Raw genomic sequence first — 25508 nt, 5'->3', positions numbered from 1 at the left:
CCTGTGGTGCGTTCGGTTCAGCCGGCGGACGACTCGGCGTCGGCGCCGCGGAACGCGATCGTCGAGGCGGTGAGCGTCCGGAGGAGCGTGATGAGCTCGCGGCGCGCCTCGTCGTCGAGGCCGAGCGCGCAGCCGATCGTGGTGGGCACGTGGGCGACCCGCCCGCGCAGCGCGCGACCGGCGTCGGTCAGGTGCACCGTGACGGTGCGCTCGTCGCGGGGATCGCGACGCCGCTCGACGAACCCGGTGCCCTCGAGCCGCTTGAGCAGCGGCGAGACGGTGCCGTAGTCGAGCGCCAGCGCGGCACCGACGTCCCGGACCGTCCGCGGCTCGGACTCCCAGAGGATCAGGAGGACGAGGTACTGCGGGTAGGTCAGCCCCAGCTCGGCGAGCAGGGGGCGGTAGACGTCGGTGACCGCGCGGGACGCCGAGTAGAGCGCGAAGCAGGCCTGCTCGGAGAGCAGCAGGTCCTCCGGTGCGCCCTCGTCGGTGCTCATCGCGCCGAACCTAGCGCACGACTACATCGTGCACAATTTATCGCTGCAGCTTCTTGCGGCCGCTCACCTTGTTGTAGATCACCAGCAGGATGATCGCGAAGATGATCGAGCCGATCCAGCCGAGCGGGTTGGAGAGCTCGATGCGGCCGCTGAACAACGAGAACACCAGGCCGCCGACGACGGACCCGAGGATGCCGAGACCGATCGTCGCGAGGATGCCGATGTTGTCCTTGCCGGGCACGAGCGCCCTGGCGATGAAGCCGACGATCAGTCCGAAGACGATCCAGCCGAGGATGGTGAGGATCATGGGTCCCGCTCCGTTCCAGGAGTACGTGCCGTGCAGCGGCCACGTTCCCCTGTTCCGACGGGCTCAACCAGTGTCCCACGCCGGTTCTCTGCGTTTACCTTCGCTTCACCCGACGACGCCCGTGACCGGCACACCGGCCGGCGTCCCGATCTCGGGAGCGAGATCCACGAGGTCGAACACGCGCATCGACGCGGCGCGCCCGGCCGAACAGGTGAGCGGCGTGGGGGAGGACACCCACCGCTCGCGCACGACGACCGTCAGCGCCCCGCGCTCCGGGCCGCCGTCGAGGCGCACCGCGGTGGCGCCGTCCTCGCGGGCCTCGACGCCCAGGACGCGCAGCGCGTCGACGTGCGACTCGTGCAGGGCCAGGCGGGCGTGGTGCTGGGCGGCCTGCGCCGGCGGGGTGAGGAACGAGCGCCCGCGGACCCAGACCGTGTCGACCTCGCCCGCGGCGTAGCGCTCGACGACCGCGACCGCCTCGGTGGCGGGCACACGGCCGAGCACCAGACCGTGGGGGAGCAGGACGACGTTGGCGGCGAAGCGGTCGCCGCCGGTGTGCGTGGTCTCCCACGTGCGCTCCGGGTAGGCGGTCGCGAGCTCCGCGGCGACGGGGCGCCCGCGCATCGCGCAGCACGCGTCGTGGCGGCCATGAGCGCACACGAGGTAGACGGGCTCGGGCGACGGCGTGGTCACCGCCTCCACGTCGGCCAGGGCGGCGGGCAGGCCGTCGGGCGAGTCGACGCGGCCCCAGCGCACCGACTCGGCGCCCGGCGTCGTGTCCACGACCGCGAACCGGCCGCGGTCGGCGGGGGGCTCGCCGCGCATGCGCGGCCGGCGGATCAGCTGGAAGCGCGCGCCGCGGGCGCGGCAGAAGGCGTCGATCGCGTCGAGGACCTCGGGGGCGTAGCCGGCGTCGCCGAGCGCCTGGTGACCCCACGGCCCGGGGTGCTCGACGAGCAGCCAGCACCGGGCGGGCGGCGCGGTCGCGACGAACGGGTCGTCGCGGTCGCGGGCGGCGTCCGAGCAGCGGAACGTCGCGCCGTTCGGCTCGCTCGAGGTCATCTCCCAGTCATACCCGCCCCGGTCGCCCGCGGACACCCGGTGCGGGCGCCGAAGTGAGGGTGACCTCACTCCGGCACGACGACGCCCTCCTTGAGCAGCCTCCGGACCACGACCGCGCCGTCCTCCGGGTCGAGTCCGGGCAGCTCCCCGGCGGTCGCCGGGCGGCCGTCGAGCAGGCGCTCGCACGCGGCCCGCGTGTCCGCGGGGAGGGTGAGGGTGCGGTCGGCGAGCTCGAGGACGACGGACCCGTCGTCACCGGCGTCGGCCGGGCGCAGCCGGTGGTGCAGGCCGCGCCGGAGCCGCACGGTGGTCGCGGCGTCGGCGGAGGTCGCCGCGGCGGCCTGGACCAGCGGGGCGACCGCCTCGGGCCGGTTGCCCGTCCAGGCGCGGCGGCGCAGACGCCGGGCGACCTGGTCGGCGCGCGCGGGGTCCGGCGCGGCGAGGGCCTGCGCGAGGCGCGCGGCGACGTCCTCGACGTGCGGGGCGAGCGCCGCGGGGTCCGACGCGTCGAGGCCGAGCGGCAGCGATCCGCGCAGCTCCGGGTCGGAGGTGAGCGCGTTGACCAGCGCGTCCACGACCGCCCAGCGGGTGAGGACGTGCACGCCGATCGTCAGGTGCGCGCTGACCTCGCCCTGCGCGGTCGCCGAGTGCAGGTAGCCGCGCGGGAGGTACAGGGCGTCGCCGGGCTCGAGGACCTCGTCGATCAGCGGCTCCTCGGCGGCCCGGGCGGCCACGGCGTCGGCGTGGTCGTTCCAGGGCTGGGAGCGCAGCGGGTCGGGGTGCACGGGGGCGTGGACGTGCCAGCGCTTGGAGCCCGCGACCTGCAGGACGAAGACGTCGTGGACGTCGTAGTGGGCGGAGAACCCCTGCGACGACGCCGGCGTGACGTAGGCGTTGGTCTGGGCGGGGTGCCCGAGCTCGGCCGCGAGCGCGGTGACGAGGTCGGCGACCGGGCCCCAGGTGCGGTGCACGCCCTGCAGCACCACGGTGTGGCCGTCGGCGAACAGCGCGGCGACGCGGTCGTCGTGGATCTGGTCGGCCACCTCGGCGCCGACCCCGCCCTCGCCGGTGAACTGCCGCGAGTCGACCACGGAGCCCTGCTTGGCGATCCGCAGGAACGGGGTGCGCAGCCCGCGCCGGGACAGCAGCTCGTCGACCGCGCCCAGGTCGAACAGGTCGCCGAACGCCGGCGGGTGCTCGGTGTCCCCGGCGTCGCTGTGCTTGGCCAGGTCGGCGGCGCGCGACAGGCGCGCCTCCCGGCCCCAGGCGGCCGCGGCGAACTCGTCGAGGTCACCGGCGACCAGGCGCCGCAGCGCCGGGCGATCCTGGGACCGCCCGGCGCCGGGGTCTGACGAGGAGCTCGTCACGGAGCCTCAGGCCCCGCCGTCGGCGCCGCCGTCGGAGCCGCCACCGCGGGCGCCACCGTCGGCCGGGCCGTGCGCGCCACCGTCGGCACCGCCGTCGGCACCGCCGTCGGCACCGCCGTCGGCACCGCCGTCGGCGCCGCCACCCGCGGCTCCACCGTCGGCCGGGCCGTGACCCGCACCGCCGTCGGCGCCACCGTCGGCGCCGCCGTCGGCGCCGCCGTCGGCGCCACCGTCGGCGCCGCCGCCCGCGGCACCGCCGTCGGCCGGGCCGTGACCCGCGCCGTGGTCCGCGCCGCCGTCGGCGCCGCCGTCCGAACCGCCGCCTGCCGCGCCGCCGTCGGCGGGGCCGTGGGTGATGTCGTCGTCGTTCACTGTGTCTCCCGGAGGTCGAGGGCGACCGGGGTGTCCGGTCGGGTGGTGGGTCGCGAGCAACGTGCTCCGACGACGCTGGCCGTACCCGGCCGAGGGTGATCTCACGCGCCGGTCACCCCGGTGGCGTGGTGTCGTCGCCGAGCCGCTGGCATCGTCTCGGGCCATGACCTCGGAGGGAAGCGTCGGCACGCTCGTGCTCCTGCGCCACGGCCAGAGCGACTGGAACGAGAAGAACCTGTTCACCGGCTGGGTGGACGTCGCGCTCTCGCCGAAGGGCGAGCAGGAGGCCCACCGCGGTGGCGAGCTGCTCGCCGACGCCGGCCTGCTCCCCGACGTCCTGCACACCTCGCTGCTGCGCCGCGCCATCAACACCGCGAACATCGCGCTCGACGTCGCCGACCGCGGCTGGATCCCGGTCCGCCGTGACTGGCGCCTGAACGAGCGGCACTACGGGGCCCTCCAGGGCAAGGACAAGAAGCAGACGATGGAGGAGTACGGCGAGGAGCAGTTCCAGATCTGGCGTCGCTCCTACGACACCCCGCCGCCACCGATCGACCCGGACGACCCCTACGCCCAGACCGGGGACCCGCGCTACGCCGACCTCGGCGACGCGCTGCCGCGCACCGAGTGCCTCAAGGACGTCCTGGAGCGGCTCCTGCCCTACTGGACCGAGGCCGTCGTCCCGGACCTGCGGGCCGGGCGCACCGTGCTCGTCGCCGCGCACGGGAACTCGCTGCGTGCGGTGGTCAAGCACCTCGACGGCGTCGACGACGCCACGATCGCCGGGCTGAACATCCCCACCGGGATCCCGCTGCGCTACGACCTCGAGGAAGGCGCCGGCGGCGACCTGCGCCCGACCAACCCCGGGGGCACCTACCTCGACCCCGACGCCGCGGAGGACGCCATCGCCGCGGTCGCGAACCAGGGTCGCTGACGCTGTCGCCCGGCAGCTCCGCTGCGCTTCGTGCCGCCGGTAGGTGAACGGCGTCCGAACGGGAGGCCAACCCTGTCCCCCGGCAGCGTTGGACAGCTCACGAGGAGCGCACGGTCGGGGGCACGACGGCCCTACCATCGACAGATGTGACCGTCCCCGTGCTGGTGACCGTCGTCGTGGCGCTGGCCGCCGCGGCGATCGGTGCCGTCGCCGGGGCCGCCGTCGTCCGCTGGAAGCGGGACGAACCCACCCGCGAGCGGTCCCGCGGCGTGCGCGGCCCGACGGTGGCCGAGCTCCTCGCCCGGCTGGTGCGCCGGTCCCAGTCGGGCATCGCGGTGATCAACCGCTTCGGTGACGTCGTGCTCGCGAACGAGCGGGCCGAGACGTTCGGGGCCGTGGTCGACGCCCGCCCGGACCCGCGGATCGCCGCGGCCGTGGCACGCATCGCGGCGGGCGCGGAGCCCTCCGAGGTGGACCTCTCGCCGTCGACCCACCCGCCGGGGTCGACGCCGCAGACGATCATCGCCCAGGTCCGCCCGCTCGGGGACGGCTTCGCGGTCGTCGACGCCACCGACACCTCCGCGGCGGTCCGGCTCGAGGCCGTGCGGCGCGACTTCGTCGCCAACGTGGGCCACGAGCTGAAGACGCCGGTGGGGGCGCTCGCCGTGCTCGCCGAGGCGGTGCTCGACGCCGACGACCCCGACGAGGTCGCCCACTTCGCCACGCGCATCCTCAACGAGTCCCACCGCCTCGGCGCCCTGGTCACCGAGCTGATCGCGCTGTCGCGCCTCCAGGGTGCGGAGAAGCTCCCGGAGCTCGTGCGCGTCGACGTCGACGAGGTCCTCACCGAGGCGCTCAAGCGCGTGCGGGTGCCGGCCGAGGCGGCGAGCGCCGCGGGCACCGAGGACGCCCCCGACCCGCGCGAGCGCTTCCTGCTCGACGCGCCCAGCGGCCTCGAGGTCGCGGGCGACCGGACGCTGCTGGTCACCGCGCTGTCGAACCTGCTCGAGAACGCCGTCGCCTACTCGCCCGAGGGCGCGTCGGTGTCGGTGCGCCGCCGCCGGCAGGGCGACCGCATCGAGATCTCGGTGACCGACCGCGGTATCGGCATCGCCCCGGAGCACCAGCAGCGGGTCTTCGAGCGCTTCTTCCGCGTCGACCCGGCCCGGTCCCGCGCCACGGGCGGCACCGGGCTCGGGCTCGCGATCGTCAAGCACGTCGCCGCCAACCACGGCGGCGAGGTCCGGCTGTGGAGCCAGCCCGGCGTGGGGTCGACCTTCACGCTGCGGGTCCCGGCGGCTCCTCCCGACGACGCCGACGACGACCTCGACGGCGACGAGCTCGGGGCCGACCTGGCCCTCACCACGGCGGGGTCAGGACCGGACCCGGCCCCGTCCGCCACCGGAGGTTCCCCATGACCCGCGTGCTCATCGTCGAGGACGAGGAGTCCTTCGCCGACCCGCTGGCCTACCTGCTGCGCAAGGAGGGCTTCGAGACCTCGGTCGCGGGCACCGGCGCGGCGGCCCTCGACGACTTCGAGCGCCACGGCGCCGACATCGTCCTGCTCGACCTCATGCTCCCCGGCATGAGCGGCACCGACGTCTGCAAGGCGCTGCGCCAGCGCTCCTCGGTGCCCGTGATCATGGTGACGGCCCGCGACGCGGAGATCGACAAGGTGGTCGGCCTCGAGCTGGGTGCCGACGACTACGTCACCAAGCCCTACTCGGCGCGCGAGCTCATCGCGCGCGTGCGGGCGGTGCTGCGCCGCGGCCAGGACGGTGAGCCCGAGGGCGCCGCGCCGGCGGCCGGGGGCGAGCGCCAGCTCCTCGAGGCCGGCCCGATCCGCATGGACGTCGATCGCCACGTGGTGAGCGTCGAGTCCGAGGGCCGCAGCGTCGAGGTGCCCCTGCCTCTCAAGGAGTTCGACCTCCTCGAGTACCTGCTGCGCAACGTCGGCCGGGTGCTCACCCGCGCCCAGCTCATCGACCGGGTCTGGGGTGCCGACTACGTCGGCGACACCAAGACCCTCGACGTCCACGTCAAGCGCCTGCGCGCGAAGCTGGAGCCCGAGCCGTCGGCGCCGCGGCACCTGGTCACCGTGCGCGGACTGGGCTACAAGCTCGACGCCTGAGCCGCACCGTTAGACTCCTGTGCCGTGCGACTGGGTGTGCTGGACGTGGGGTCGAACACCGTCCACCTTCTGGTGGTCGACGCCCACAGCGGAGGCCACCCCACGCCGACCCACTCCACCAAGACCGCGCTGCGGCTCGCCGAGCACCTCACCGACGGCAAGCTCGGGGACGCGGGCGCCGACGCGCTGGTCGCTGCGACGGCCGACGCTCGGCGCCAGGCCGTCGAGCTGGGGTGCGAGGACCTCCTGGCCTTCGCGACGTCCGCGGTGCGCGACGCCTCCAACTCACCCGCGGTGCTCGAGCGCGTGCGCGACGAGGCCGGTGTCGACCTGCAGGTGCTGTCGGGCCCGGACGAGGCGGCGCTGACGTTCCTCGCCGTGCGCCGGTGGCTGGGCTGGTCCGCGGGCCACCTGCTGGTGCTGGACATCGGCGGCGGCTCGCTGGAGATGGCGGTCGGCCGCGACGAGGCGCCGGTGCACGCGATCTCGGTGCCGCTCGGGGCCGGGCGGCTCACCCGCGACTGGTTCACCTCCGACCCCCCGCAGCGCACCGAGCTCAAGGCGCTCACCGAGTACGCCCACGAGGTGCTGGCCCCGGCCGCGAGCACGCTGCTGAGCGAGGGCCCGCCGGATCGTGCCGTGGTCACCTCGAAGACGTTCCGCTCGCTGGCCCGCCTCACCGGCGCCGCCCCGCGCAGCGCCGGCCCCCGGGTCCGGCGGCGGCTGAGCGCGGCGGGTCTGCGCCAGGTCGTGGCGTTCATCTCACGGATGAGCTCCGAGGACCTCGCGGAGCTCGAGGGCGTCTCCGCCAGCCGGAGCCACCAGCTCGTCGCGGGCGCCGTCGTCGCCCACGAGGCCATGACCGCCCTCGGCCTGGAAGAGGTCGAGGTGTGCCCCTGGGCGCTGCGCGAGGGGATCATCCTGGGTCGCCTCGACCAGCTGCAGCCGGGCGGTGGGATGGCGTCGGTCGACGGCCCCCTGGCGACTGGACGACCGACACTGCACCAGGCACGGTAGGTCGCGTGAACAGGGACGACGGGCCCCGACCAGGCACCCAGCGCAGCGTGGCCGAGCTGCTGGCGGCCTACAGCGCGGAGTCCCAGCAGCCCCGCCGTCGCCGCCCCGAGCCCGAGGACGCCGGCGGTGCTGCGCCGGAGGCGCCGGGCGGCTACGCCTACCGCGCACCCGACCCCGCCCCGCCCGCCACGGGCGGCTACGAGTCGGGCGGCTACGACACCGGTGGCTACGACACCGGCGGCTACACCGGTGGCTACGACACGGGCGGCTACGACCGTGGCGGCCAGCAGCCCGGCGGCTACGGCGGCCAGGACCCGTACGGGACCAGCTACGAGCCGTACGGCGCCGGCTACGACGGCCAGGGCTACGACAACCCGAACTACGACGGCCAGGGCTACGGCGGCGGCCAGGGCTTCGGCGGGTACCAGGGCGGCCGCAACGGCACCGAGTACCCGCCGCCGCGCGAGGCCTGGGCGCCCCCGCCGTCCGGCCCGCCGATGCCGCCGCCCGGACCCCCGCCCGGCCCGCCGCCGGTCCAGCAGGCCCCGCCCGGCCCGCCGCCCGCGCCGCCCGCCCCTCCGGTCACGGGCACCCAGGCGTTCGGCGCCCCGCCGCGTCCCGCGGGCCCGCAGGCCCCGCGCTCGGTCCCCGGCCCCGGCGTGCCCGCCGCGCGCGTCGGCGACGCCGGCCCCTCCACCGCCGTGTCGCCGGCACCGGTCCCGCCCGGCGCCCCGCCGCCGCGCGGTGGCCCGCTCGGCCAGGACCCCGACGACGGCGGCCCGCCGACCGCGGCGTCGGCGATGGCGCGCCCCGACCTCGACGACGACCTGCACGACGACCGGTTCGACGACGACTACGACGACGAGCCGGACGACGTCCCCGCGGGCCTCGGCCGCGCGCCGGGCCGCACGCGCTTCTCCGACGAGCTCGACGAGGACGAGTACCTCGAGGACGAGGAGCCGGAGCCGCCCCGCAACTCGGCCAAGGACTGGGCGATCATGATCGTCCAGCTGGTGCTGGGCGCGCTGCTCGGCGCCGTGCTGTGGACGGTCTTCTCCTACCTGTGGCAGGAGCAGCCGGTCGTCGCGCTGGTGCTCGCCGCCGCGGCCACCACCGGCCTGGTGTTCGGGGTGCGCGCGCTGCGCAAGTCCGACGACCTGCAGACCACCGTGCTGGCGGTCGTGGTCGGCCTGGTCGTGACGGTGTCCCCGGCCGCGATCGTGCTGCTGAGCCGCTGATCCGTGGTCTCCCGCCCGTCCCCGCACGGGGGCCCGCCGGTCGCGCTGTCGACGGCCTCGGTGTTCCCGGAGGACATGGACTCCGCGTTCGAGGTCGCCGCCGAGCTGGGCTACGACGGCGTCGAGCTCATGGTGTGGACCGACCCCGACAGCCAGCGGCTCAGCTCCGTCGCCCGGGCCTCGGAGCGCACCGGCATGCCGGTGCTCGCCGTGCACGCCCCGTGCCTCGCGATCACCCAGCGGGTGTGGACGCCGGACCCCGCGGAGCGCCTGCGCCGCAGCGCCGTCCTCGCCGCGAGCCTCGGCGCCCCGACCGTCGTGCTGCACCCGCCGTTCCGCTGGCAGCGGCGCTACGCCCACGGGCTGGCGCGCCAGGTCGACGAGCTCGAGCGCGCCCACGGCGTGCGCATCGCGATGGAGAACATGTTCCCGCTGCGCCGCGGCCGGCTGCGGTGGTCGAGCTACACCCCGGGCCACGACCCGACACGCCCCGGCGCGCGCTGGTACACGCTCGACCTCTCCCACACCGCGACCGCGGGCGACGACGCCCTCGACCTGCTCGAGCGCATGGGCGACCACCTGGTGCACCTGCACCTCGGTGACGGCACCGGCGTCGAGCGCGACGAGCACCTCGTCCCCGGCCGCGGCACGCAGCCCTGTGCCGAGGTGTGCCGGCGCCTCGGGGCGTCGGGGTTCGCGGGCACGGTGGTCGTCGAGATCAGCACACGGCGGGCCCGCTCGCGCAACGAGCGCCTCGACATGCTCGCCGAGTCGCTGCTGTTCGCGCGCCTGCACCTCGGCACTGACCTGCCCCGGTCCCCGGTCCGCTAGCTGGGGCAGGATCGCGCCCATGAGCAGCACCGTGGGCGTCCTGGGCGGCGGGAAGATCGGCGAGGCCCTGCTGGGCGGGCTGGTGTCCGCCGGCCGCGATCCGGGGTCGCTCCTGGTCGTCGAGGCCGTCGCCGCCCGCGCCGCCGAGCTGACCGAGCGCCACGGGATCACGGCGGTCGACGTGGCGGAGGCCGCGCGCCGCGCCGACGTGCTCGTCGTGGCCGTGAAGCCCGGGGACGTGCCGGGCGCGCTCGACGAGGTCTCTCAGACCCTCGGCGGTTGCGCGGATCGCCCGACCGTCATCTCCTTGGCCGCGGGCATCCCCACGTCGGCGATCGAGGCCCGCCTGCCCGCGGGCGTCCCGGTCGTGCGGGTCATGCCCAACACCCCGATGCTCGTTGGCCGCGCGATGTGCGTGCTCTCGCCGGGCGCGGCCGCGGGCGACGCCGAGCTCGCGGCGGCCGAGGAGCTGCTGGGCGCCGTCGGGCGCACGGTCCGCGTGGCCGAGGCCCAGCAGGACCTCGCGACCGCGCTCTCGGGCTCCGGGCCGGCGTACGTGTTCCTGCTCGCCGAGGCGATGATCGACGCCGGCGTGGCGCTGGGCCTGCCGCGGCCGGTCGCGACGGAGCTGGTCACCGCCACCGTGGAGGGCGCGGGCGGGCTGCTGACGACGCCGGGCAGCGACGGCCGCGAGGGCGCCGCCCCGCACCCGGGTCTGCTGCGCGAGGCCGTCACGTCGCCGGGCGGCACGACCGCGGCCGCGCTGGGCTCGCTCGAGGCCGACGGGCTGCGCGCCGCCCTGGCGCGCGCCGTGACCGCCGCGCGCGACCGCTCGGTCGCGCTCGGCGAGCAGTACGGCTGACCGCGACGGGCGGACGCGCGGATCCGTTCGTCGTGACGAGATCGTGCCGGGCGGTCTCGGCGTGGACGCTTGACGCGTCAGCACGCACGGCTGCCGCACGAGTGGGTGGACTCGAACCAGACGTCACACGCGTCCCGCTACCCTCACGCGCACAGCACGGCGTGTCGAACCGCCGGGAGGGGAAGCCCGGCGGCACGGCCTGTGCTCGGAAGTGGTGAGACCCATGCCCAACAACACGACGGGTTCCGGCCCGCGTCGGGCGGACGGGGACAACCTGGCGAGGGTGCAGTTCCTGACCGTCGCCGAGGTCGCCGCCGCCATGCGCGTGTCGAAGATGACCGTGTACCGCCTGGTGCACAACGGCGAGCTGCCTGCGGTCCGGGTGGGCCGCAGCTTCCGGGTGCCCGAGGACGCGGTCCACGAGTACCTGCGCGGCTCGTACTTCGACGCCGGCTGATCATCAGCTGACCGGGGCCGGCGAGACGATCGCCGCACCCCTCCACCACCGGTCGTCGCAGGGACGGCCGGTACGGTGGTGTGTCTGCGGCCGGTCGGTCGCCGGCCACGACGTTCAGCATCACGAACGCAGCATCAAGAGCGGTTCACGAGAGGTTTCCTATGGGTTCGGTCATCAAGAAGCGTCGCAAGCGGATGTCGAAGAAGAAGCACCGTAAGCTGCTGCGCAAGACCCGCGTGCAGCGTCGCAAGCTCGGCAAGTAGGGCCGGCGTCCCGGCTCCTCGCCGGGAGGGCCCGCCCGTCCGCGAGACCGCAGGAGATGCCAGCTCATGTCGGAGGCGCCGTCCGTCGTCCTCGTCACCGGGGTCAGCCGCTTCCTGGGTGGCCACCTGGCGGCGCGGCTCGCCGCCGACCCGTCGATCGAGCGTGTGCTCGGTGTCGACACGACGCCGCCGTCGCGCGAGATGCGGCGGCGGATGGGGCGGGCCGAGTTCGTGCGGGTGGACATCCGGAACCCGCTGATCGGCAAGGTCATCTCCACGGCGAAGGTCGACACCGTCGTCCACGCGTCGCTCTCGGGCAACCCCGCGCAGTCCGGGGGCCGCTCGATGATGATGGAGATGAACGTCATCGGGACGATGCAGCTGCTCGCGGCCTGCCAGCGTTCCGACACGGTGCGCCGGCTCGTGGTGAAGTCGACCAGCGCGGTCTACGGCGCGAGCCGGCGTGACCCCGCGACGTTCACCGAGACCACCGAGCCGAAGGCGATCCCGCCCGGCGGGTACGCCAAGGACGCCGTCGAGATCGAGGGCTACGTCCGGAGCTTCTCGCGGCGCCGGCCCGACATCCCGGTCACGACGCTGCGGTTCGTCAACCTCATCGGCCCGCGGATCGACACGTCGTTCGTGCGGTACTTCTCGCTGCCGGTCGTCCCCGTGGTGATGGGGTACGACGCGCGGGTGCAGCTGCTGCACGAGGAGGACGCGGTCGCGGTGCTCGAGCGCGCCGCGGCCGAGGACCTGCCCGGCGTGTTCAACGTCGGCGCGGCCGGGGTGCTGATGCTCTCGCAGGCCATCCGGCGCGCGGGGCGGATCTCGCTGCCGGTGCCGCAGCCCGCCGTGCCGCTGATCGGCCGCTTCACGCGGCGGGCGCGGCTCGTGGACTTCTCGCCCGAACAGCTGCGCCTGCTCAACTTCGGCCGCGTCGTCGACACGACGAAGCTGCAGGACGAGTTCGGCTTCACCCCGCGCTGGACGACCGTGCAGGCGTTCGACGACTTCGTGGCCGGGCGCAACCTGCGCCCGGTGATCGATCCGGCGACGTTCGGCCGGGCGCAGAACGCGGCGCTCGCCGTCGCCCGGGCCCTGCCCACCGGCTCGTGACCCCGCTCGACCCCGACCGCCCGTCCGCTCCGTCCTCTTCGTCCACCAGAGGTGACGTCATGCCCGAGGCCCGGGTGATCCCGCTGCGCTCCGACGGCGGACGCCCCCGACCCCGCCCGCGCCCCGCGCCGCGGCGGGCGAGCCGCCCGGGCGTCGGGTCCCTGCAGGAGCGCACCGAGGCCGCGCGCGGCATGGAGCCCGCCGACGCCGTGGACGCGGCACCGACCGTCGGCGAGGTGGCCGCCCTGCCGACCCCCGAGGGCCCGAGCGACCTCGAGGCGCGCGTCGCCGAGGTCGGCGAGTTCCTGCAGCGCCGCCTGACCGGCCGCTACTCCGTCGACGACTTCGGCTTCGATCGCGACCTCACCGAGCACGTGGTGATGCCGCTGCTGCGCCCGCTCTACGAGCACTGGTTCCGCGTGGAGACCATCGGCACCGAGAACGTGCCGCTCTCCGGCGGGGCGCTGCTGGTGGCCAACCACTCCGGGACGCTGCCCCTCGACGCGCTCATGACCACGGTCGCGGCCCACGACGACCTGCCGGTGCCCCGCCACCTGCGGATGCTCGCCGCGGACCTCGTCTTCGGCCTGCCCGGCGTCGGCGCCGCGGCCCGCAAGGCGGGGCACACGCTGGCCTGCAACGCGGACGCCGAGGCGCTGCTGTCCTCGGGCGAGCTCGTCGGCGTCTGGCCCGAGGGGTTCAAGGGCATCGGCAAGGACTTCGCCGACCGCTACAAGCTGCAGCGCTTCGGACGCGGCGGCTTCGTGTCGGCGGCGCTGCGCTGCGGCGTGCCGATCATCCCGTGCTCGATCGTCGGTGCCGAGGAGATCTACCCGAAGATCGGCGACCTGGGCCCGCTGGCGCGGCTGCTGGGCGTCCCGTACTTCCCGATCACGCCGACCTGGCCGCTGCTCGGGCCGCTCGGGCTCGTGCCGCTGCCGTCGAAGTGGTACATCGAGTTCGGCGAGCCGATCCCGACCGACACCTACGAGCCGGGCGCCGCCGACGACCCGATGCTCGTGTTCAACCTGACCGACCAGGTGCGCGAGAACATCCAGCAGACGCTCTACCGCCTCCTCGCGGGCCGGCGGAACGCGTTCCTGGGGTAGCGGCGAGCAGGCCGCGCGTCGCCGCGCGAGCGATGCGGCATCGCTGGCGTCCGACGCCAGGAACGCCACATCCTCGGTGACGCGACACGCCGGGCGTCGCGACGCACGGGGTGTTGTCAGCGTGGCGGCCACGCTGACGTTGAACGTCAGGAAAGGCGCCTCGATCATGTGGCGATCCGGCAGCCGTTGGTCGCTCTGCGACCGCCGGAAGCGGGGCCGCACCGCGTCCGCTCGGCCATCCACGGTCGAACCCCGGGATTGCGGGATCGCGCCGGCGCGCCGAGCACAGGCATCACCACGGCGGCCGGCTCGACGCCGTATACGCCCACACCCACGGCCCGGCGCGGGATGTCGGTGAAGTGACTCGGCGCGTCGAGGCGCGGGCGCTCCTCGACGGCGTGGGCGACACAGACGATCGTCGGCGCCGCATCTCGGGTGGCTCCTGGACCCGTGCGTCGAATCCGCCCGTCGTTGTCGGGGGTGGGCGCTAGTCTCGGTGCATGGTCGAACAGGTGTTCGCATCGTTGCCGGAGGGGCTCGCCGACGCCCCGCCCGGCGCGGCGCTGGGCGCCTTGTTGGAGCAGGTCGACCCGCGGGCGGTGTCGCCGCACGACACGGTGACCCTCGCGGCGGCGTGGCGCCGCCAGCTCTCCCATCACGAGGCCAGGTTCGCCCAAGCAGCCCGCGAGGTGGCGCTGGCCAACCCCGGCCGGCCCGGCGGGCGGTGCGAGGGGTTCGGCGAGTTCAGCACCGACGAGCTGCGTGTGCTGCTGTGCGAGTCCCGCACCCGGGTGTCCAAGCTGCTGGGGCAGGCCGACACGGCGATCGCGGCGATCCCCGAGCTGTGGGCGGCGTGGGACGCCGGGCTGATCGACACCGACCGGGTGCGGATCTGTGTCACTTGGACCTCCTCGCTGTCGGCCGACCACGCCCGCCAGGTGGCGGTGACGGTGCTGCCCGAGGCGCCGCACCTCACGTTGTCGGGGTTGATCGAGCGCATCAAGGCGCTGGCCACCGGCCTCGATCCGGAGTGGGCGGCCACGTTGTACGACAAGGCCCGGCGTCAGCGGCGGGTGCGGGCGCGGCGCACCGAGTCCGGCACCCTGAACCTCTCGGGGCTCGACCTGCCCCTGGATGCGGGGGCACTGTCGGTCGCGCACGTGGAGTCGCTGGTGTTCCGGGCGAAGGCGGCGGGTCATCCGGGCCTGATCGACACCATCCGCGCCGACATGTACCTGGCGCTGCTCAGCCCCCGCCCCCAGGGGTGGGACGACGATGCCCTGGTCGCGCACGTCGTCGCCCACGCCGACCCGAATGATCCCCGCGGCCGCACGACACCTCGCCACGTCGGCGCCGACGGCCCCGGACCCGGCGGCGGCACCAGCCGCAGCGACCGCGGGCCCGTTGATCCCGTGCCTGACGAGCCCGCGCCCCACGAGCCCATGCCCGAGGAGTCAGGTGACGCCCGGACTCCCTCTCGCGGAGCGCGGCGCGGGCGGATCGAGATGCGGATCGGGCTGCTGACGCTGCTGGGGTTCGACGAGAAGCCCGGCACGATGCCCGGCTACGGGATCGTGCACGCGCCCTTCGCGCGCCAGTTCGCCCGCCAGCTCTGCCACGCCGAGTGGCGGGTCGCGGTCACCGACGACGACGGACACCTGCTCGCCGCACTGGTCACCCGACGCCGACCCGCGGGCTACGCCACGACACCACCCGGGCAAGGCCACGCCGCCCGCCCAGTGCTCGAGCTGCACATCAGCAAGACCGAGCTGATGAGGCGCCTCCGCGAGCCCGACGCCTGGGCGCCCGTCCTCGAGGACCTGCGCGCCCAGCTCGCGGCGTGGGCCGGCCCGCCGAGCACGCCCGACGAGGCGCGCCGGCGGTTCCCGTCCGCCGCGCTGGCCCGCTGGACCCGGATGCGCGATGGCACGTGCGTGTTCCCTCCGTGCGGGGCGTCCTCCCTGGTCGCCGACATCGACCACACGCTGGCCGTCATCCACGGCGGGCTGACCCTCGAGCACAACCTCGACCCGGTGTGCCGCCACGACCACCGCCTCAAGCACGAGGGCGGCTGGCAGCTCCAGCAGCCCACACCCGGGCGCTTCACCTGGACCAGCCCCACCGGCCACACCTACGACCGACCGCGTCGGCCCGTCACACCTGACATTCCCGACCCGGCCCCCAGTCGTTTCCGGTCGAGCACCTCGCCCATGGAGTACGCCACCGACGAGCCCGTCTGGGTCAACGACCCCTATCCCACCGGCCGACCACCCGGACGGCCACCGCCCGGACCGGGCCACGACCCGGCGGACGACCCTCCGCCGTTCTGACGACCGAGCGTTCCCCGCGCACGCCCGCCACGGCTCCGTGCGCGGGGACGGCGGTCCGGGACAGGCGCGCCCGTCCGGTGTGGACGGTCGGGCGCGGCCCGGGGAGCGCGGCCCGGAGAGGGCAGACCGGCAAGTGCCCGGCCTGCATGCGCGACCGGCGAACGCGGGGCATCGGCGTCCGGCCCGATCGCCATCGCGTCGGTGCCGGCCAGGTGGGCACGCAAACCGGCGAGAGCCGCGTCTCTTCTCCCGGTTGCCTCGACGCACGGCGACCAGCCGACGCCCGCACGGCCGCGGAGGCGCGTCGAGTGCCGTCAGCCGACCAGGCGCTCAGCCAACCGCGAGGCGGTCGAGCGCCGGCGGTAGGCCGCACCGGCGACGACCGCGCCGGCGACGGCTCCGGCGCCGAGCACCGACGGCACGCCGATCTTGGCGGCCTTGCGCCCGGACCGGAAGTCACGGATCTCCCAGCCGCGGCGGCGGGCCATCGCGCGCAGGTCGGAGTCGGGGTTGACGGCCACGGCCGTGCCGACCACCGAGAGCATCGGGGCGTCGTTGACCGAGTCCGAGTACGCCGCGCAGCGCCGCAGGTCGAGTCCCTCGCGCGCGGCGAGGGCCCGGACGGCGTGGGCCTTGGCGGGGCCGTGGAGGAGCTCGCCGACGAGCCGCCCGGTGAACACGCCGTCCTCGCTCTCGGCGACCGTGCCGAGCGCGCCGGTGAGCCCGAGGCGGCGGGCGATGATGCGGGCGAGCTCGAGCGGCGTGGCCGTGACGAGCCAGACCCGCTGGCCCGCGTCGAGGTGCATCTGGGCGAGCGCGCGCGTGCCCTCCCAGATGCGGTCCGCCATCAGCTCGTCGTAGATCTCCTCGCCGAGCGCGACCAGCTCCGAGACCGACTGGCCGGCCACGAAGGACAGCGCCTGCTCGCGGTGGGCCCGCACGTCGTCCGGGCTGCCCTCGCCGCCGAGCCGGAACTTGAGCTGCTGCCAGACGAAGCCACGCAGGTCGGAGCCCGAGAAGAAGTTCCGCGCCGCGAGACCGCGGGCGAAGTGAAAGATCGACGCGCCCATCATCATCGTGTTGTCGACGTCGAAGAACGCGGCGGCCGTGAGGTCCGGTGGGACGCGCGTCGACGGCGGCACGCGGTGGATGTCGGGCGCGTCGGCCGAGGCGGCGGCCGCGGCGGGCCCGCCGCCGGCGAGCTCCCCGTCGGGCGCGCCCTCGACGCCCGGCACCTCGACGGGCGCGGACGGGTCGGTGGTCGGCCCGGCGCTCTCGGGCACCGCCTCGAGCAGCTCGGACGCGGTGGGCTCGCCCAGCGCGGGGTCGCCCAGTGCCGGATCACGCAGCGCGGCCTCGGCGGACGCCTCTCCGGCGAGCCGTGCCGCTTCCCGCTCCGCCTGCAACCGGCGCTCGCGCCGTCCTGCCACCGCCGGACCCTCCCGTCGTCCGTCCCGGGACCGTGCCGCCGGGAGCGGGACGGACTCGACCCCGGCGCGGTGCTCGTTCCACCCTAGACGGGTCCCCCGACCACGGGGCGTGCCACGACCGGGGCTCACTGCCACGACGCCCGGGCGGCGCCGCGGCGGGCGTCAGCCGAGGCTCAGGCCGGGCAGACCGGGGAGGAGCGGCGGGACGTCGACCTGCGGCAGCAGCGGCACCGGGAGCGGCACGCGCACCGGGTCGGGCGACTCGCGCTGCTCGCCGCCGGGCAGGAGGTCGTCGACCACGCCGTTGTCGTCCTTCGAGTCGCGGCTGCTGCGGCTCGACTCCTCGGTGGAGGTGCTGGTCCGCGACGTGGTGGTCGTGGTGGTGGTCGTCGTGGTCGAGCTGGAGGTGCTCGCGGCCCGGGAGCTGTCGGGCGAGGCGGTCGCCGGCTGGCGGGTGGTGTCGCACTCGCGGGCGGGCAGCGGGCCGAGGTCGTCGCTCTCGGTGCCGGACTCGCAGCGGGTCGGCCCGCCGAGCGCGGTGGCCCGCTGGCCGAGGCGCTGGAGCATCTGCTGGGAGTCGGTGGCCGCGGCGCGCCCGTCGCTGTCGAGCGAGGGGCTCAGCGTGTCGAGCCGGGAGGACTGCTCGCGCGCCCACTCGGCGAGCACGGCGGGCTTCGGGCCCGACGGCTGCGCCGCCAGCGGGAGGATCATCCGCGAGCCGGTGCGGGCCTGCTCGCCGAACGCCCGCAGGTTCTCGAGCACCAGCGCGGCGTCGCCGGGGTCGAGGCCCGCCGCCGCGGGACCGGTGCCGGCCGCTGTGGTGGTGTCGCGGGCGATGAGGTCGGAGACCTCCTCGAGGCGGGTGGCCGCGAAGTCGAGGTGGCGCTGCCCCTTGGCCTCCTGGCCGCTGGTCAGCCCGATCTCGGCGCTCTCCGAGGCCCGCTTGACGCCGTAGAGCATCTCGCCGGGCAGGGAGCCGCGGCTGAGCAGCACGGTGATCGCCCCGAGCAGCAGGACCGCGCAGGCGCCCGTCACGAACTTCGCCAGGATCCGGGAGGTGGAGCGGCGCTGCGGGGCCGACGCGCGCCCGGCGGGACGGCCGTCGGCCGGACGGGTGCTCGTCCGACGTGTCCCACTGGTGCGGTCGGCCCGGCCGGCCCCCCGACCGCCGGCCGGGCCGGAGTCCGGGCTGCGCAGGACACGCGCGCTCTCCCGCGGGGCCTGCGCCGCGGCGCCCCCGGTGATCTCGGCCATCACGGCCGCGCGCATCCGGGCGCTGGTCGCGCGGTCGGGTCCGACGGCGTCGCGTCCGGCGGCCCGCAGGGCGGCCGTCAGCTCGAGGTCGCGGGCGAGCTCGGGATCGGTCTCGGCCCCGGCACGATCGGGACGCGCCGGACGCCCGGTGGCGTCGCGCTGATCCCCGACGCGAGCGAACCGCTCGTCGTCTCCGTCGTGCCCGCTCGACATGCCGTCCGTCCTCATCGTCCGCGCGTCACGGTCCGTACGCGCCGTGGTCGTCGCAGGGGCAAACGAACGGACAGCCGACCGGTTACGACGATGCGGTGTGCGGTTCGAACTACAACGTTGTGACTCACCGCAGACCCTCGGGCAACAGTTGAGCGAGCCGACGCACCGCACGGTGCTGGAGGGCCTTCACGGCCCCCTCGTTGCGTCCCATGATCTCGGCGGTCTCCGCCACCGAGAGGCCCTGGAGGAACCGCAGGGCGATGCATTCCTGCTGGTCGTCGCCCAGGCGCGCGACGCATCGCAGCAGCTCGGCGTGGGTGGCGCCGGCGATGACCTCGGACTCGGGGCCGGGGCGGAAGCTGCTCGGCGCGACGTCCGCGACCTCGGCGGTGGAGCTCTCGAGGCGGTAGCGGCTGGACTTCACGTGGTCGAGCACGAGGTTGCGGGCGATGGTGACGAACCACGCACCGATGTCGCGGCCCTGGTAGCTCACCGAGGTGATCCGGCGGTACGCGCGGACGAACGTCTCCTGCGTGAGGTCCTCGGCCGCGGGGCGGTCGCCCAGCCGGAAGAGCACGAACCGGAAGACGGTGTCGTGGTAGCGGTCGAAGAGCTGCCCGAACGCGTCGGTGTCGCCGTCCTGCGCGGCCCGGACGAGCGCCCAGCCCTCGGCGGTCGAGCCGTCGTCGTCGGGCAGGTCGTCGGGGAGGTCGTCGGCGATCTCGTCCTCGTCCGCCTCGCCCGACGCGGCGTCCTCGGGCAGCGGCTGGGGGCCGGCGAGGGTCGCGGTCGGGTCGCCCGGGGGCTGCATCGGGACGACGCCGGTGGGGGCGGCGACGTCGGCCGGGGGCGGGACGTCCTCGGCAGCCGGCGGCACCGGGGGCAGCGGCCCCGTGCCGGTGCGGGGCGCGGGCGGCTCGGCCTGCGGGACGCCCATGGGCGGCGTGGGGCGGCCGCCGGCGGGGCGGCCGGTGCGCGTGTGGCCGTTCGGGGACGCGCTCGGGGGGTCCGCCGAGGGCGGGGGCCAGGTGTCCTCGCGCCGCCGCTGCGCCGGGTAGAAGGGCGCGGTCGGCGGGGCACCGTGGGCGCGGGCGTCGATCACCGGCTCCGGCGGGGTGTCGGTGCCGGTGGCACCCCGGGACCAGCCGGTGCCGTGTCGCCCACCCCGGGCCGACACGTGGCCGGGACCGGGCTCGTCGGCGGGGTCGGGTGCGGCGCGCCTCACGGCGCTCCGGGGACGCTCGTGGGGAGACGGAGCGCAGCGGAGCTCGACCCGTCGAGACAGAGAGGGGAGCGGCCCGCGTCGCGCGCGCACGTCCGGCCGTGACGGCCGGCTGCGTCGGACATGCCCTCTCCCTCGATCGACCTCTCCCGATCCGGATCCCCCGTGGAAGGGGGCGTCGCCGGGGGAGCATACGTGCGGCGTGAGTTCCCCTCGCACCGGCGCGGCCCCGGGACGGGTGACCCTCTCCGACCTGCACCGACGGTGCGACGAGCGGCCGTTCGGGGGTATCCCGGGGCTCCGCGTGGGGCCCTGTGGACCGTGCGAGACTGCCGCCGGGCGGTGCACCGAGAGGGTGTCGGACGGAGGGGACGAGCCGGTGGCGGACGAGCGGTCCGACGAGCGGGCGACCGCGTCGGTGGGCGGTGCGACGGGCGGTCGTCCCGGCGGGTCGGACGCCGGATCGGGGGACGACCCCGTCCGGGTGGTCGTGCTCGTGCGCGCCGACTGCCGGACCTGTGACCGGATGGAGGGCGTCGTGCGCGAGATCTGCGGACGCGCCGGCGAGGAGCACACGGTGGTCGACGTCGACGGTCCGGACACCGACCCCGAGTGGCGCGCCGAGTACGGCGACCGCATCCCGGTCACGCTCGTGGACGGGGTGGAGATCGGGTCCTGGCGCCTCGAGCCCGCCGATCTCGTCCGCGCGCTGGGGGAGGCCCCGTGACCGCGCCGGTCCCGGCGGACGTGCCGGCCCTGCAGACCGCGTCGTCGCTCGTGGTGCTGTCCGCCGACACCTACTCCTCGCTGCAGGCGCTGCCGTTCGGCGGCGGGGCCTCCGCGCCGGCACCCCTGCGCGACCTGCTCGCCGCCGCCCTCGACGCGCTGGCCCGCGCCCGCACCGACCTCGCGACCGCGACGCGGCGGGCCGGCGGCCGGGCGCAGACCAACGCCGACCCCCGCTACGCCCCGGTGGTCGAGCAGGCGCTGCCGACCGTGCGCGGTCCCGGTGACGTCGTCGGGCTCGCGCTGACCCTCGAGGACGTCCTCGCCCAGACGCTCGTCAGCGACGTCGTCGAGCTGTCGGTGCCCGAGGTCCGGCGGATGGTCGCCGGGCACGCGGCCGCCGCGGCCCGGCGCAAGGCCCTGCTGCTCACGCTGCAGACGCTGCTCTCGACCGGACGCGCCGAGCTGGTCGCCTCCCCGCCGGACCTGGCGGCCCTGCCGCCCGCCGCCGGGACCGTGGGGTTCCCGGACGTCCTCTTCCCGACGGAGAAGGCGTCGCCGGCGACCGAGGGGGCCGTGCGATGAGACGGCGTCAGTTCCTCCTCGGCCTCGGCGCCCTCGCGGGTGTCGGCGCCCTGGCCGCGTGCTCGAACGAGGCGCCCGCCGGCCCGCCCCCGTCCGGCGCCCCGCCCGCCCCGTCGACGACCACGACCACCGCGGCGCCGACCTACGAGGGCGAGGCGGCGTCCGTCGCGCTCGGCGCCGCGCTCTCCGCGCTCGCGGGCGAGCTGCTCGGCCAGGCCGCGTCCGGCGCGGGCCAGGGCCGCTACGGCGCGGTGCCCGGCGTCGTGTCCGCCTACCTGTCGGGCGCCGCGGCCCAGCACGTCGCGCACGCCGAGGCGTGGAACCGGCTCCTGGTCGCCGGTGGGCGGCCCGCGGTCGACGGCGCCCCGCTCTCGGTCGAGCCCGCGCTGCGCGCCCGCCTGGACGCCGCCCGCGCCCCGGTCGACCTCCTGGGCCTCGCCGCGGACCTCACCGGCACGGTGGCCGCCACCGTCACCGCGATCGTGGGCGAGGTCACCGACGCGTCCGCCGTCACGCTCGCGGCGGGCGTCGGGCCCGTCGCGGCCATGCACGGTGCGACCGCGGACTTCCTGCTCGGACGGCCGCCCACCGCACCCAGTGACCCCACCGCCGGAGCGCTGGGTCCCGACGCGCTCACGGTCTGACACCCGCGTCCACCGGACGGCGCACGGGGAGCGCCGGGTACCGCGTGGCGACGCTCACGACACCGCTGGAGAAGGCGTTCAGCGGTCGGATCGGGCAGACTGGAGGCTTCCGCCGGTCGGCACGACGCCTGCACCACGCGGCGCGGCCCGGCGGGTCTCGGCGATTTTGTGCGTGCGTTCACGAGCGCTAGCGTTGGTCGCCGACGGGTCCGTCGGGTGCGGGTCCTGCGTGACGGGTGCGTACCGCCGCCGGACGCGCACCGCGGCACGCAGCGAGGGATGACAGGAGGCGCCCGGAAGTGACGGTCGATCGTGGCACCCGGCCTGCTCGCCGCCCGGTGCCCGCGACCCGGACGCCCGAGGACGGCCTCACGGCGGCGCCGGTGAACGGTAGCGCCGACGTCGACCACGACACCACGGACACCGCCACCCGGCCCGTGCCCGAGGCCACCGTCGCCCGTCTGGCCGTGTACCTCCGCGTGCTCACCACCCTCCTGGCCGAGGGGCGCGGCACCGTCTCCAGCGAGGAGCTGGCCGCGGACGCCGGGGTGAACTCGGCGAAGCTGCGCAAGGACCTCTCGCTCATCGGTTCGTCCGGGGTGCGCGGGGTCGGGTACGACGTCTCCCGGCTCGTCGCGGAGGTCGAGGCCACGCTGGGCCTGACCCGTCCGCACGCGGTCGCGCTGGTCGGCGTCGGCAACCTCGGGCACGCCCTCGCCGGCTACGGGGGCTTCGCCGCGCGCGGCTTCCCCGTCGCCGCGCTCTTCGACGTCGACCCCGCGCTCGTCGGCACCACCCTCGACGGCGTCGTGGTCGAGCACGCCGACACGATCCCGCGGGTCTGCGCCGAGCGCGGCGTGACCATCGGCGTGGTCGCGACGCCCGCTCCCGCCGCCCAGCAGGTCTGCGACCACCTCGTGGCCGCGGGCGTGCGCAGCATCCTCAACTTCGCGCCCACCGTGCTGGTGGTGCCCGCGGGGGTCGAGGTGCGCAAGGTCGACCTGGCCGTGGAGATGCAGGTGCTGTCGTTCCACGTCGCCCGCCGGCACGGCACGGTCCCCGCCGCGGGGACCGCCGCCGGCCCCGCCACCACCCCGCGACAGACCCCGCGAGAGGCGGTCTCCCGATGAGCCTGCTCCTGGTCGGCGTCTCGCACCGCACCGCCGAGGTGCCGGTGCTCGAGCGCGTCGCCGTGTCCGGAGACGACACCCGCAAGGTCCTCGACGACCTGCTGACCGGTGACCACGTCACCGAGGCGATGCTGGTCTCGACGTGCAACCGCGTCGAGATCTACGCGGTGGTCGAGACCTTCCACGGCGGCCTCACCGAGGTGTCCTCGGTGCTCGCCCGCCACGCCCACGCCGAGGTCTCCGACCTCACCGACCACCTCTACGTGCACTACGCCGGCTCGGCGGTGGAGCACCTCTTCTCGGTGGCCGCCGGGCTCGACTCGATGGTCGTCGGCGAGGCCCAGATCCTCGGCCAGCTCCGCGCGTCCTACAACGAGGCCCGCGAGCTCGGGTCCGCGGGCCGTGTGCTGCACGAGCTGGCCCAGCAGGCCCTGCGCGTCGGCAAGCGCGCCCACACCGAGACCGGCATCGACGCCGCCGGCGCCTCGGTCGTCTCCGAGGCCCTCGCCGACGCGGAGTCCGCGCTCGGCGGTCTCGCCGGGCGGCGCGCGCTGGTGGTCGGCGCCGGGTCGATGGGCGCGCTGAGCGCCGCCCACCTCCGGCGCGCCGGTGTCGCCGAGATCGTGCTGGCCAACCGCTCCGAGGAGAACGCCGAGCGGCTCGCCGTCTCGCTGCGCGCCGAGGGCACCCTGGCCCGCGCGACCGGCCTCGACGCCCTGCGCGCCGAGATCGCCGCCGCCGACGTCCTCGTCGCCTCCACGGGCGCGGTCGGCACGGTGGTCGGCGAGGAGGACGTGCGCGCCGCGCGTGACGCCGCCGCGGCCCCGCTGGTCGTCTGCGACCTGGGCCTGCCCCGCGACGTCGACCCCCGTGTCGGCGCCCTGCCCGGCGTCCTCGTCATCGACCTCGCCGCCCTCGGCGAGCGCCTGCGCTCCGCGAGCGCCGGGCTCGCGGTCGAGGAGGCCCGCGGCATCGTCGCCGAGGAGGTGCGCGGCTACTTCGCGGCCCAGCGCACCGCCGAGGTCACGCCGACCGTCACCGCGCTGCGCCGCCGCGCCGCGGAGGTCGTCGACGCCGAGCTGCTGCGTCTCGACGGGCGCCTGCCCGACCTCGACGAGCACGCCCGCGACGAGGTCGCGCAGACCGTGCGCCGCGTCGTCGACAAGCTGCTGCACACCCCGACGGTGCAGGTCAAGCGCCTCGCGCAGTCGCCGGGCGGCGACACCTACGCCGAGGCCCTGCGCGAGCTGTTCGAGCTCGACCCGCAGACCCCGGCGGTGCTCGCCGAGACCACGGCGAGCGTCGAGCCGGGCGACGGGATGGACCAGGCGCTGGCCGTGGACACGAGGCGCGACGCGCAGCGCAGCGGAGCCGGCGCCATCGGCAGGGGGCGCCGATGACGGCCACCGCAGCCACCACAGATGTGGGCGCCCGCACGATCCGGATCGGGACGCGGGCGAGCCTGCTCGCGCGCACCCAGACCGACATCGTCGCCACCGCACTCACCGACGCGGGCGCGACCGTCGAGGTCGTCACGATCTCCACCGACGGTGACCGCAGCCAGGCCGCGGGCACGCCGATCGCCCAGACCGGGGTCGGGGTGTTCGTCACCGCGCTGCGCGACGCCGTGCTCGCCGGCGAGATCGACGTCGCCGTGCACTCCTTCAAGGACCTGCCCACGGCCCCCGTGCCGGGGCTGACCCTCGCCGCCGTCCCGGCGCGCGAGGACCCGCGCGACGCGCTGGTGGCCCGCGACGGCATGGTGCTCGGCGAACTGCCGCCGGGCGCCGTGGTCGGCACCGGGTCGCCGCGGCGCGTCGCGCAGATCGCCGCGCTGGGCCTGGGCCTCGAGCTCGTGCCGATCCGCGGCAACGTCGACACCCGGATCGGGAAGGTCGCCCGCGGTGAGCTCGACGCCGTCGTGCTCGCCCGCGCCGGGCTCGCCCGCCTGGGCCGCGTCGGCGAGGCCACCGAGGTGCTCGACCCGCTGCAGGTGCTGCCCGCCCCCGCGCAGGGGGCGCTCGCCTGCGAGTGCCGCGCCGACGACGCGCCGCTCGAGGCGTTCCTGCGCTCGACCCTGCACGACGAGTCCGTCGCGGTCGCGGTGTCCGCGGAGCGCGCCGTGCTCGGCGGGCTGGGCTCACCCTGCGGCGCCCCGGTCGGGGCGCTCGCCGAGGTCGTCGAGGACCTCGACGACGACGGGCACGTCGTCGAACGGCTGTCGCTGCGCGCGGTGGCCGCCACGGCGGAGGGCGCGCTCGTGCGCGGCTCCGCCACCGGAGAGACCGAGGACGCCGAGCAGATCGGCCGCGGACTGGCCGAGGAACTGCTCGCCGACGGGGCGGAGCCGAAGGGGCTCGCCGGCGACACGGCGAACCAGCCCCCGCCCGCCTCCTGAACACCACGAT

Annotated in this window: 26 protein-coding genes; 18 read left to right on the top strand and 8 right to left on the bottom strand. The window is 75.8% G+C overall.

The genetic code is table 11. From position 1 onward, the window contains the following. Nucleotides 1–17 precede the first annotated feature (17 nt). The 5 genes from EV188_RS30390 to EV188_RS32345 form a co-directional block, all read right to left on the bottom strand. A complete protein-coding gene (locus EV188_RS30390) occupies nt 18–497 on the bottom strand; it encodes a MarR family winged helix-turn-helix transcriptional regulator (protein WP_133830078.1) in 480 nt (159 codons plus the stop codon). 37 nt (nt 498–534) lie between these two features. Then, a complete protein-coding gene (locus EV188_RS30385; protein WP_133830077.1) occupies nt 535–804 on the bottom strand; it encodes a GlsB/YeaQ/YmgE family stress response membrane protein in 270 nt (89 codons plus the stop codon). Nucleotides 805–909: 105 nt separating this feature from the next. After that, nucleotides 910–1866 carry a sucrase ferredoxin gene (locus EV188_RS30380; protein ID WP_133830076.1) on the bottom strand — a complete coding sequence of 319 codons (957 nt, stop codon included), beginning with the start codon at nt 1864–1866 and terminating at the stop codon, nt 910–912. A gap of 65 nt (nt 1867–1931) precedes the next feature. Next, complete coding sequence (locus EV188_RS30375) at nt 1932–3233, bottom strand: cupin domain-containing protein (RefSeq protein WP_133830075.1); 1302 nt, start codon at nt 3231–3233, stop codon at nt 1932–1934. Between the two features lie 6 nt (nt 3234–3239). Beyond that, nucleotides 3240–3605 (bottom strand): hypothetical protein, encoded by a 366-nt coding sequence (locus EV188_RS32345; protein ID WP_208114432.1) that lies wholly within the window; start codon nt 3603–3605, stop codon nt 3240–3242. Between the two features lie 163 nt (nt 3606–3768). On the opposite strand from EV188_RS32345, the gene EV188_RS30365 reads away from it, so the two are divergent. The 12 genes from EV188_RS30365 to EV188_RS30310 all read left to right on the top strand — a co-directional run bounded on the left by EV188_RS30365 (nt 3769) and on the right by EV188_RS30310 (nt 15896). Next, nucleotides 3769–4539 carry a phosphoglyceromutase gene (locus EV188_RS30365; protein ID WP_133830074.1) on the top strand — a complete coding sequence of 257 codons (771 nt, stop codon included), beginning with the start codon at nt 3769–3771 and terminating at the stop codon, nt 4537–4539. A gap of 146 nt (nt 4540–4685) precedes the next feature. Beyond that, a complete protein-coding gene (locus EV188_RS30360; protein ID WP_133830073.1) occupies nt 4686–5957 on the top strand; it encodes a sensor histidine kinase in 1272 nt (423 codons plus the stop codon). Continuing rightward, nucleotides 5954–6670, top strand: a complete 717-nt coding sequence (locus tag EV188_RS30355; RefSeq protein ID WP_133830072.1) for a response regulator transcription factor — start codon at nt 5954–5956, stop codon at nt 6668–6670. Before EV188_RS30360 ends, EV188_RS30355 begins: the two co-directional genes overlap by 4 nt. A gap of 24 nt (nt 6671–6694) precedes the next feature. Continuing rightward, nucleotides 6695–7687: a Ppx/GppA phosphatase family protein gene (locus tag EV188_RS30350; RefSeq protein WP_133830071.1), complete on the top strand. Its 993-nt coding sequence runs from the start codon at nt 6695–6697 to the stop codon at nt 7685–7687. A gap of 5 nt (nt 7688–7692) precedes the next feature. Continuing rightward, nucleotides 7693–8925, top strand: coding sequence for a hypothetical protein (locus tag EV188_RS30345; protein WP_133830070.1), 1233 nt, complete (start codon nt 7693–7695; stop codon nt 8923–8925). Between the two features lie 75 nt (nt 8926–9000). Next, nucleotides 9001–9756 carry a sugar phosphate isomerase/epimerase family protein gene (locus tag EV188_RS30340; RefSeq protein WP_133830113.1) on the top strand — a complete coding sequence of 252 codons (756 nt, stop codon included), beginning with the start codon at nt 9001–9003 and terminating at the stop codon, nt 9754–9756. A 19-nt stretch (nt 9757–9775) separates the two neighbouring features. Further along, complete coding sequence (gene proC, locus EV188_RS30335) at nt 9776–10618, top strand: pyrroline-5-carboxylate reductase (protein ID WP_133830069.1); 843 nt, start codon at nt 9776–9778, stop codon at nt 10616–10618. Between the two features lie 283 nt (nt 10619–10901). Next, the gene (locus tag EV188_RS32855) at nt 10902–11075 is read left to right on the top strand and encodes a helix-turn-helix domain-containing protein (RefSeq protein ID WP_274234950.1); all 174 of its coding nucleotides are present in this window, start codon (nt 10902–10904) and stop codon (nt 11073–11075) included. A 161-nt stretch (nt 11076–11236) separates the two neighbouring features. Continuing rightward, nucleotides 11237–11338 (top strand): 30S ribosomal protein bS22, encoded by a 102-nt coding sequence (locus tag EV188_RS30325; protein ID WP_010241351.1) that lies wholly within the window; start codon nt 11237–11239, stop codon nt 11336–11338. A gap of 66 nt (nt 11339–11404) precedes the next feature. Continuing rightward, a complete protein-coding gene (locus EV188_RS30320; RefSeq protein ID WP_133830067.1) occupies nt 11405–12457 on the top strand; it encodes an NAD-dependent epimerase/dehydratase family protein in 1053 nt (350 codons plus the stop codon). Between the two features lie 59 nt (nt 12458–12516). Further along, on the top strand, nt 12517–13566 hold the full coding sequence (locus EV188_RS30315; RefSeq protein WP_133830066.1) for a lysophospholipid acyltransferase family protein: 1050 nt from the start codon (nt 12517–12519) through the stop codon (nt 13564–13566). Between the two features lie 500 nt (nt 13567–14066). Continuing rightward, nucleotides 14067–15896, top strand: a complete 1830-nt coding sequence (locus EV188_RS30310; RefSeq protein ID WP_133830065.1) for an HNH endonuclease signature motif containing protein — start codon at nt 14067–14069, stop codon at nt 15894–15896. A gap of 314 nt (nt 15897–16210) precedes the next feature. On the opposite strand, the gene EV188_RS30305 is transcribed toward EV188_RS30310, so the two are convergent. The 3 genes from EV188_RS30305 to EV188_RS30295 all read right to left on the bottom strand — a co-directional run bounded on the left by EV188_RS30305 (nt 16211) and on the right by EV188_RS30295 (nt 19604). After that, nucleotides 16211–17131, bottom strand: a complete 921-nt coding sequence (locus tag EV188_RS30305; protein ID WP_243742116.1) for an HAD family hydrolase — start codon at nt 17129–17131, stop codon at nt 16211–16213. A 357-nt stretch (nt 17132–17488) separates the two neighbouring features. Beyond that, on the bottom strand, nt 17489–18793 hold the full coding sequence (locus tag EV188_RS32080; protein WP_166660175.1) for a DUF5667 domain-containing protein: 1305 nt from the start codon (nt 18791–18793) through the stop codon (nt 17489–17491). Nucleotides 18794–18917: 124 nt separating this feature from the next. Beyond that, nucleotides 18918–19604, bottom strand: a complete 687-nt coding sequence (locus EV188_RS30295) for a sigma-70 family RNA polymerase sigma factor (protein ID WP_166660181.1) — start codon at nt 19602–19604, stop codon at nt 18918–18920. A 790-nt stretch (nt 19605–20394) separates the two neighbouring features. Here EV188_RS30295 and EV188_RS30290 point away from each other — a divergent pair. The 6 genes from EV188_RS30290 to hemC all read left to right on the top strand — a co-directional run bounded on the left by EV188_RS30290 (nt 20395) and on the right by hemC (nt 25498). Beyond that, nucleotides 20395–20742, top strand: a complete 348-nt coding sequence (locus tag EV188_RS30290) for a glutaredoxin family protein (protein WP_424922965.1) — start codon at nt 20395–20397, stop codon at nt 20740–20742. Next, nucleotides 20739–21326: a ferritin-like domain-containing protein gene (locus EV188_RS30285; protein WP_133830064.1), complete on the top strand. Its 588-nt coding sequence runs from the start codon at nt 20739–20741 to the stop codon at nt 21324–21326. Before EV188_RS30290 ends, EV188_RS30285 begins: the two co-directional genes overlap by 4 nt. Further along, on the top strand, nt 21323–21970 hold the full coding sequence (locus EV188_RS30280; RefSeq protein WP_133830063.1) for a ferritin-like domain-containing protein: 648 nt from the start codon (nt 21323–21325) through the stop codon (nt 21968–21970). Before EV188_RS30285 ends, EV188_RS30280 begins: the two co-directional genes overlap by 4 nt. 299 nt (nt 21971–22269) lie before the next feature. Continuing rightward, entirely contained in the window at nt 22270–23100 is an 831-nt protein-coding gene (locus tag EV188_RS30275) for a redox-sensing transcriptional repressor Rex (RefSeq protein WP_424922964.1), read from the top strand. After that, the gene (locus EV188_RS30270; RefSeq protein WP_133830062.1) at nt 23097–24500 is read left to right on the top strand and encodes a glutamyl-tRNA reductase; all 1404 of its coding nucleotides are present in this window, start codon (nt 23097–23099) and stop codon (nt 24498–24500) included. Before EV188_RS30275 ends, EV188_RS30270 begins: the two co-directional genes overlap by 4 nt. Next, nucleotides 24497–25498, top strand: coding sequence for a hydroxymethylbilane synthase (gene hemC / locus EV188_RS30265; protein WP_133830061.1), 1002 nt, complete (start codon nt 24497–24499; stop codon nt 25496–25498). The genes EV188_RS30270 and hemC overlap by 4 nt, the downstream gene beginning before the upstream one ends. Nucleotides 25499–25508: the final 10 nt, after the last annotated feature.

The organism is Actinomycetospora succinea (assembly GCF_004363095.1).
Taxonomy (GTDB): Bacteria; Actinomycetota; Actinomycetes; order Mycobacteriales; family Pseudonocardiaceae; genus Actinomycetospora; species Actinomycetospora succinea.
This window is presented reverse-complemented; position numbering and strand designations above follow the sequence as displayed.

What these genes read in the sequence shown, in the direction of transcription:
- EV188_RS30390 (WP_133830078.1), bottom strand. Translation starts at nt 497, where the DNA reads ATGAGCACCGACGAGGGCGCACCGGAGGACCTGCTGCTCTCCGAGCAG.
- EV188_RS30385 (WP_133830077.1), bottom strand. Translation starts at nt 804, where the DNA reads ATGATCCTCACCATCCTCGGCTGGATCGTCTTCGGACTGATCGTCGGC.
- EV188_RS30380 (WP_133830076.1), bottom strand. Translation starts at nt 1,866, where the DNA reads ATGACCTCGAGCGAGCCGAACGGCGCGACGTTCCGCTGCTCGGACGCC.
- EV188_RS30365 (WP_133830074.1), top strand. Translation starts at nt 3,769, where the DNA reads ATGACCTCGGAGGGAAGCGTCGGCACGCTCGTGCTCCTGCGCCACGGC.
- EV188_RS30355 (WP_133830072.1), top strand. Translation starts at nt 5,954, where the DNA reads ATGACCCGCGTGCTCATCGTCGAGGACGAGGAGTCCTTCGCCGACCCG.
- EV188_RS30340 (WP_133830113.1), top strand. Translation starts at nt 9,001, where the DNA reads ATGGACTCCGCGTTCGAGGTCGCCGCCGAGCTGGGCTACGACGGCGTC.
- proC (WP_133830069.1), top strand. Translation starts at nt 9,776, where the DNA reads ATGAGCAGCACCGTGGGCGTCCTGGGCGGCGGGAAGATCGGCGAGGCC.
- EV188_RS30325 (WP_010241351.1), top strand. Translation starts at nt 11,237, where the DNA reads ATGGGTTCGGTCATCAAGAAGCGTCGCAAGCGGATGTCGAAGAAGAAG.
- EV188_RS30320 (WP_133830067.1), top strand. Translation starts at nt 11,405, where the DNA reads ATGTCGGAGGCGCCGTCCGTCGTCCTCGTCACCGGGGTCAGCCGCTTC.
- EV188_RS30315 (WP_133830066.1), top strand. Translation starts at nt 12,517, where the DNA reads ATGCCCGAGGCCCGGGTGATCCCGCTGCGCTCCGACGGCGGACGCCCC.
- EV188_RS30310 (WP_133830065.1), top strand. Translation starts at nt 14,067, where the DNA reads ATGGTCGAACAGGTGTTCGCATCGTTGCCGGAGGGGCTCGCCGACGCC.
- EV188_RS32080 (WP_166660175.1), bottom strand. Translation starts at nt 18,793, where the DNA reads ATGTCGAGCGGGCACGACGGAGACGACGAGCGGTTCGCTCGCGTCGGG.
- EV188_RS30295 (WP_166660181.1), bottom strand. Translation starts at nt 19,604, where the DNA reads ATGCAGCCCCCGGGCGACCCGACCGCGACCCTCGCCGGCCCCCAGCCG.
- EV188_RS30280 (WP_133830063.1), top strand. Translation starts at nt 21,323, where the DNA reads ATGAGACGGCGTCAGTTCCTCCTCGGCCTCGGCGCCCTCGCGGGTGTC.
- EV188_RS30270 (WP_133830062.1), top strand. Translation starts at nt 23,097, where the DNA reads ATGAGCCTGCTCCTGGTCGGCGTCTCGCACCGCACCGCCGAGGTGCCG.
- hemC (WP_133830061.1), top strand. Translation starts at nt 24,497, where the DNA reads ATGACGGCCACCGCAGCCACCACAGATGTGGGCGCCCGCACGATCCGG.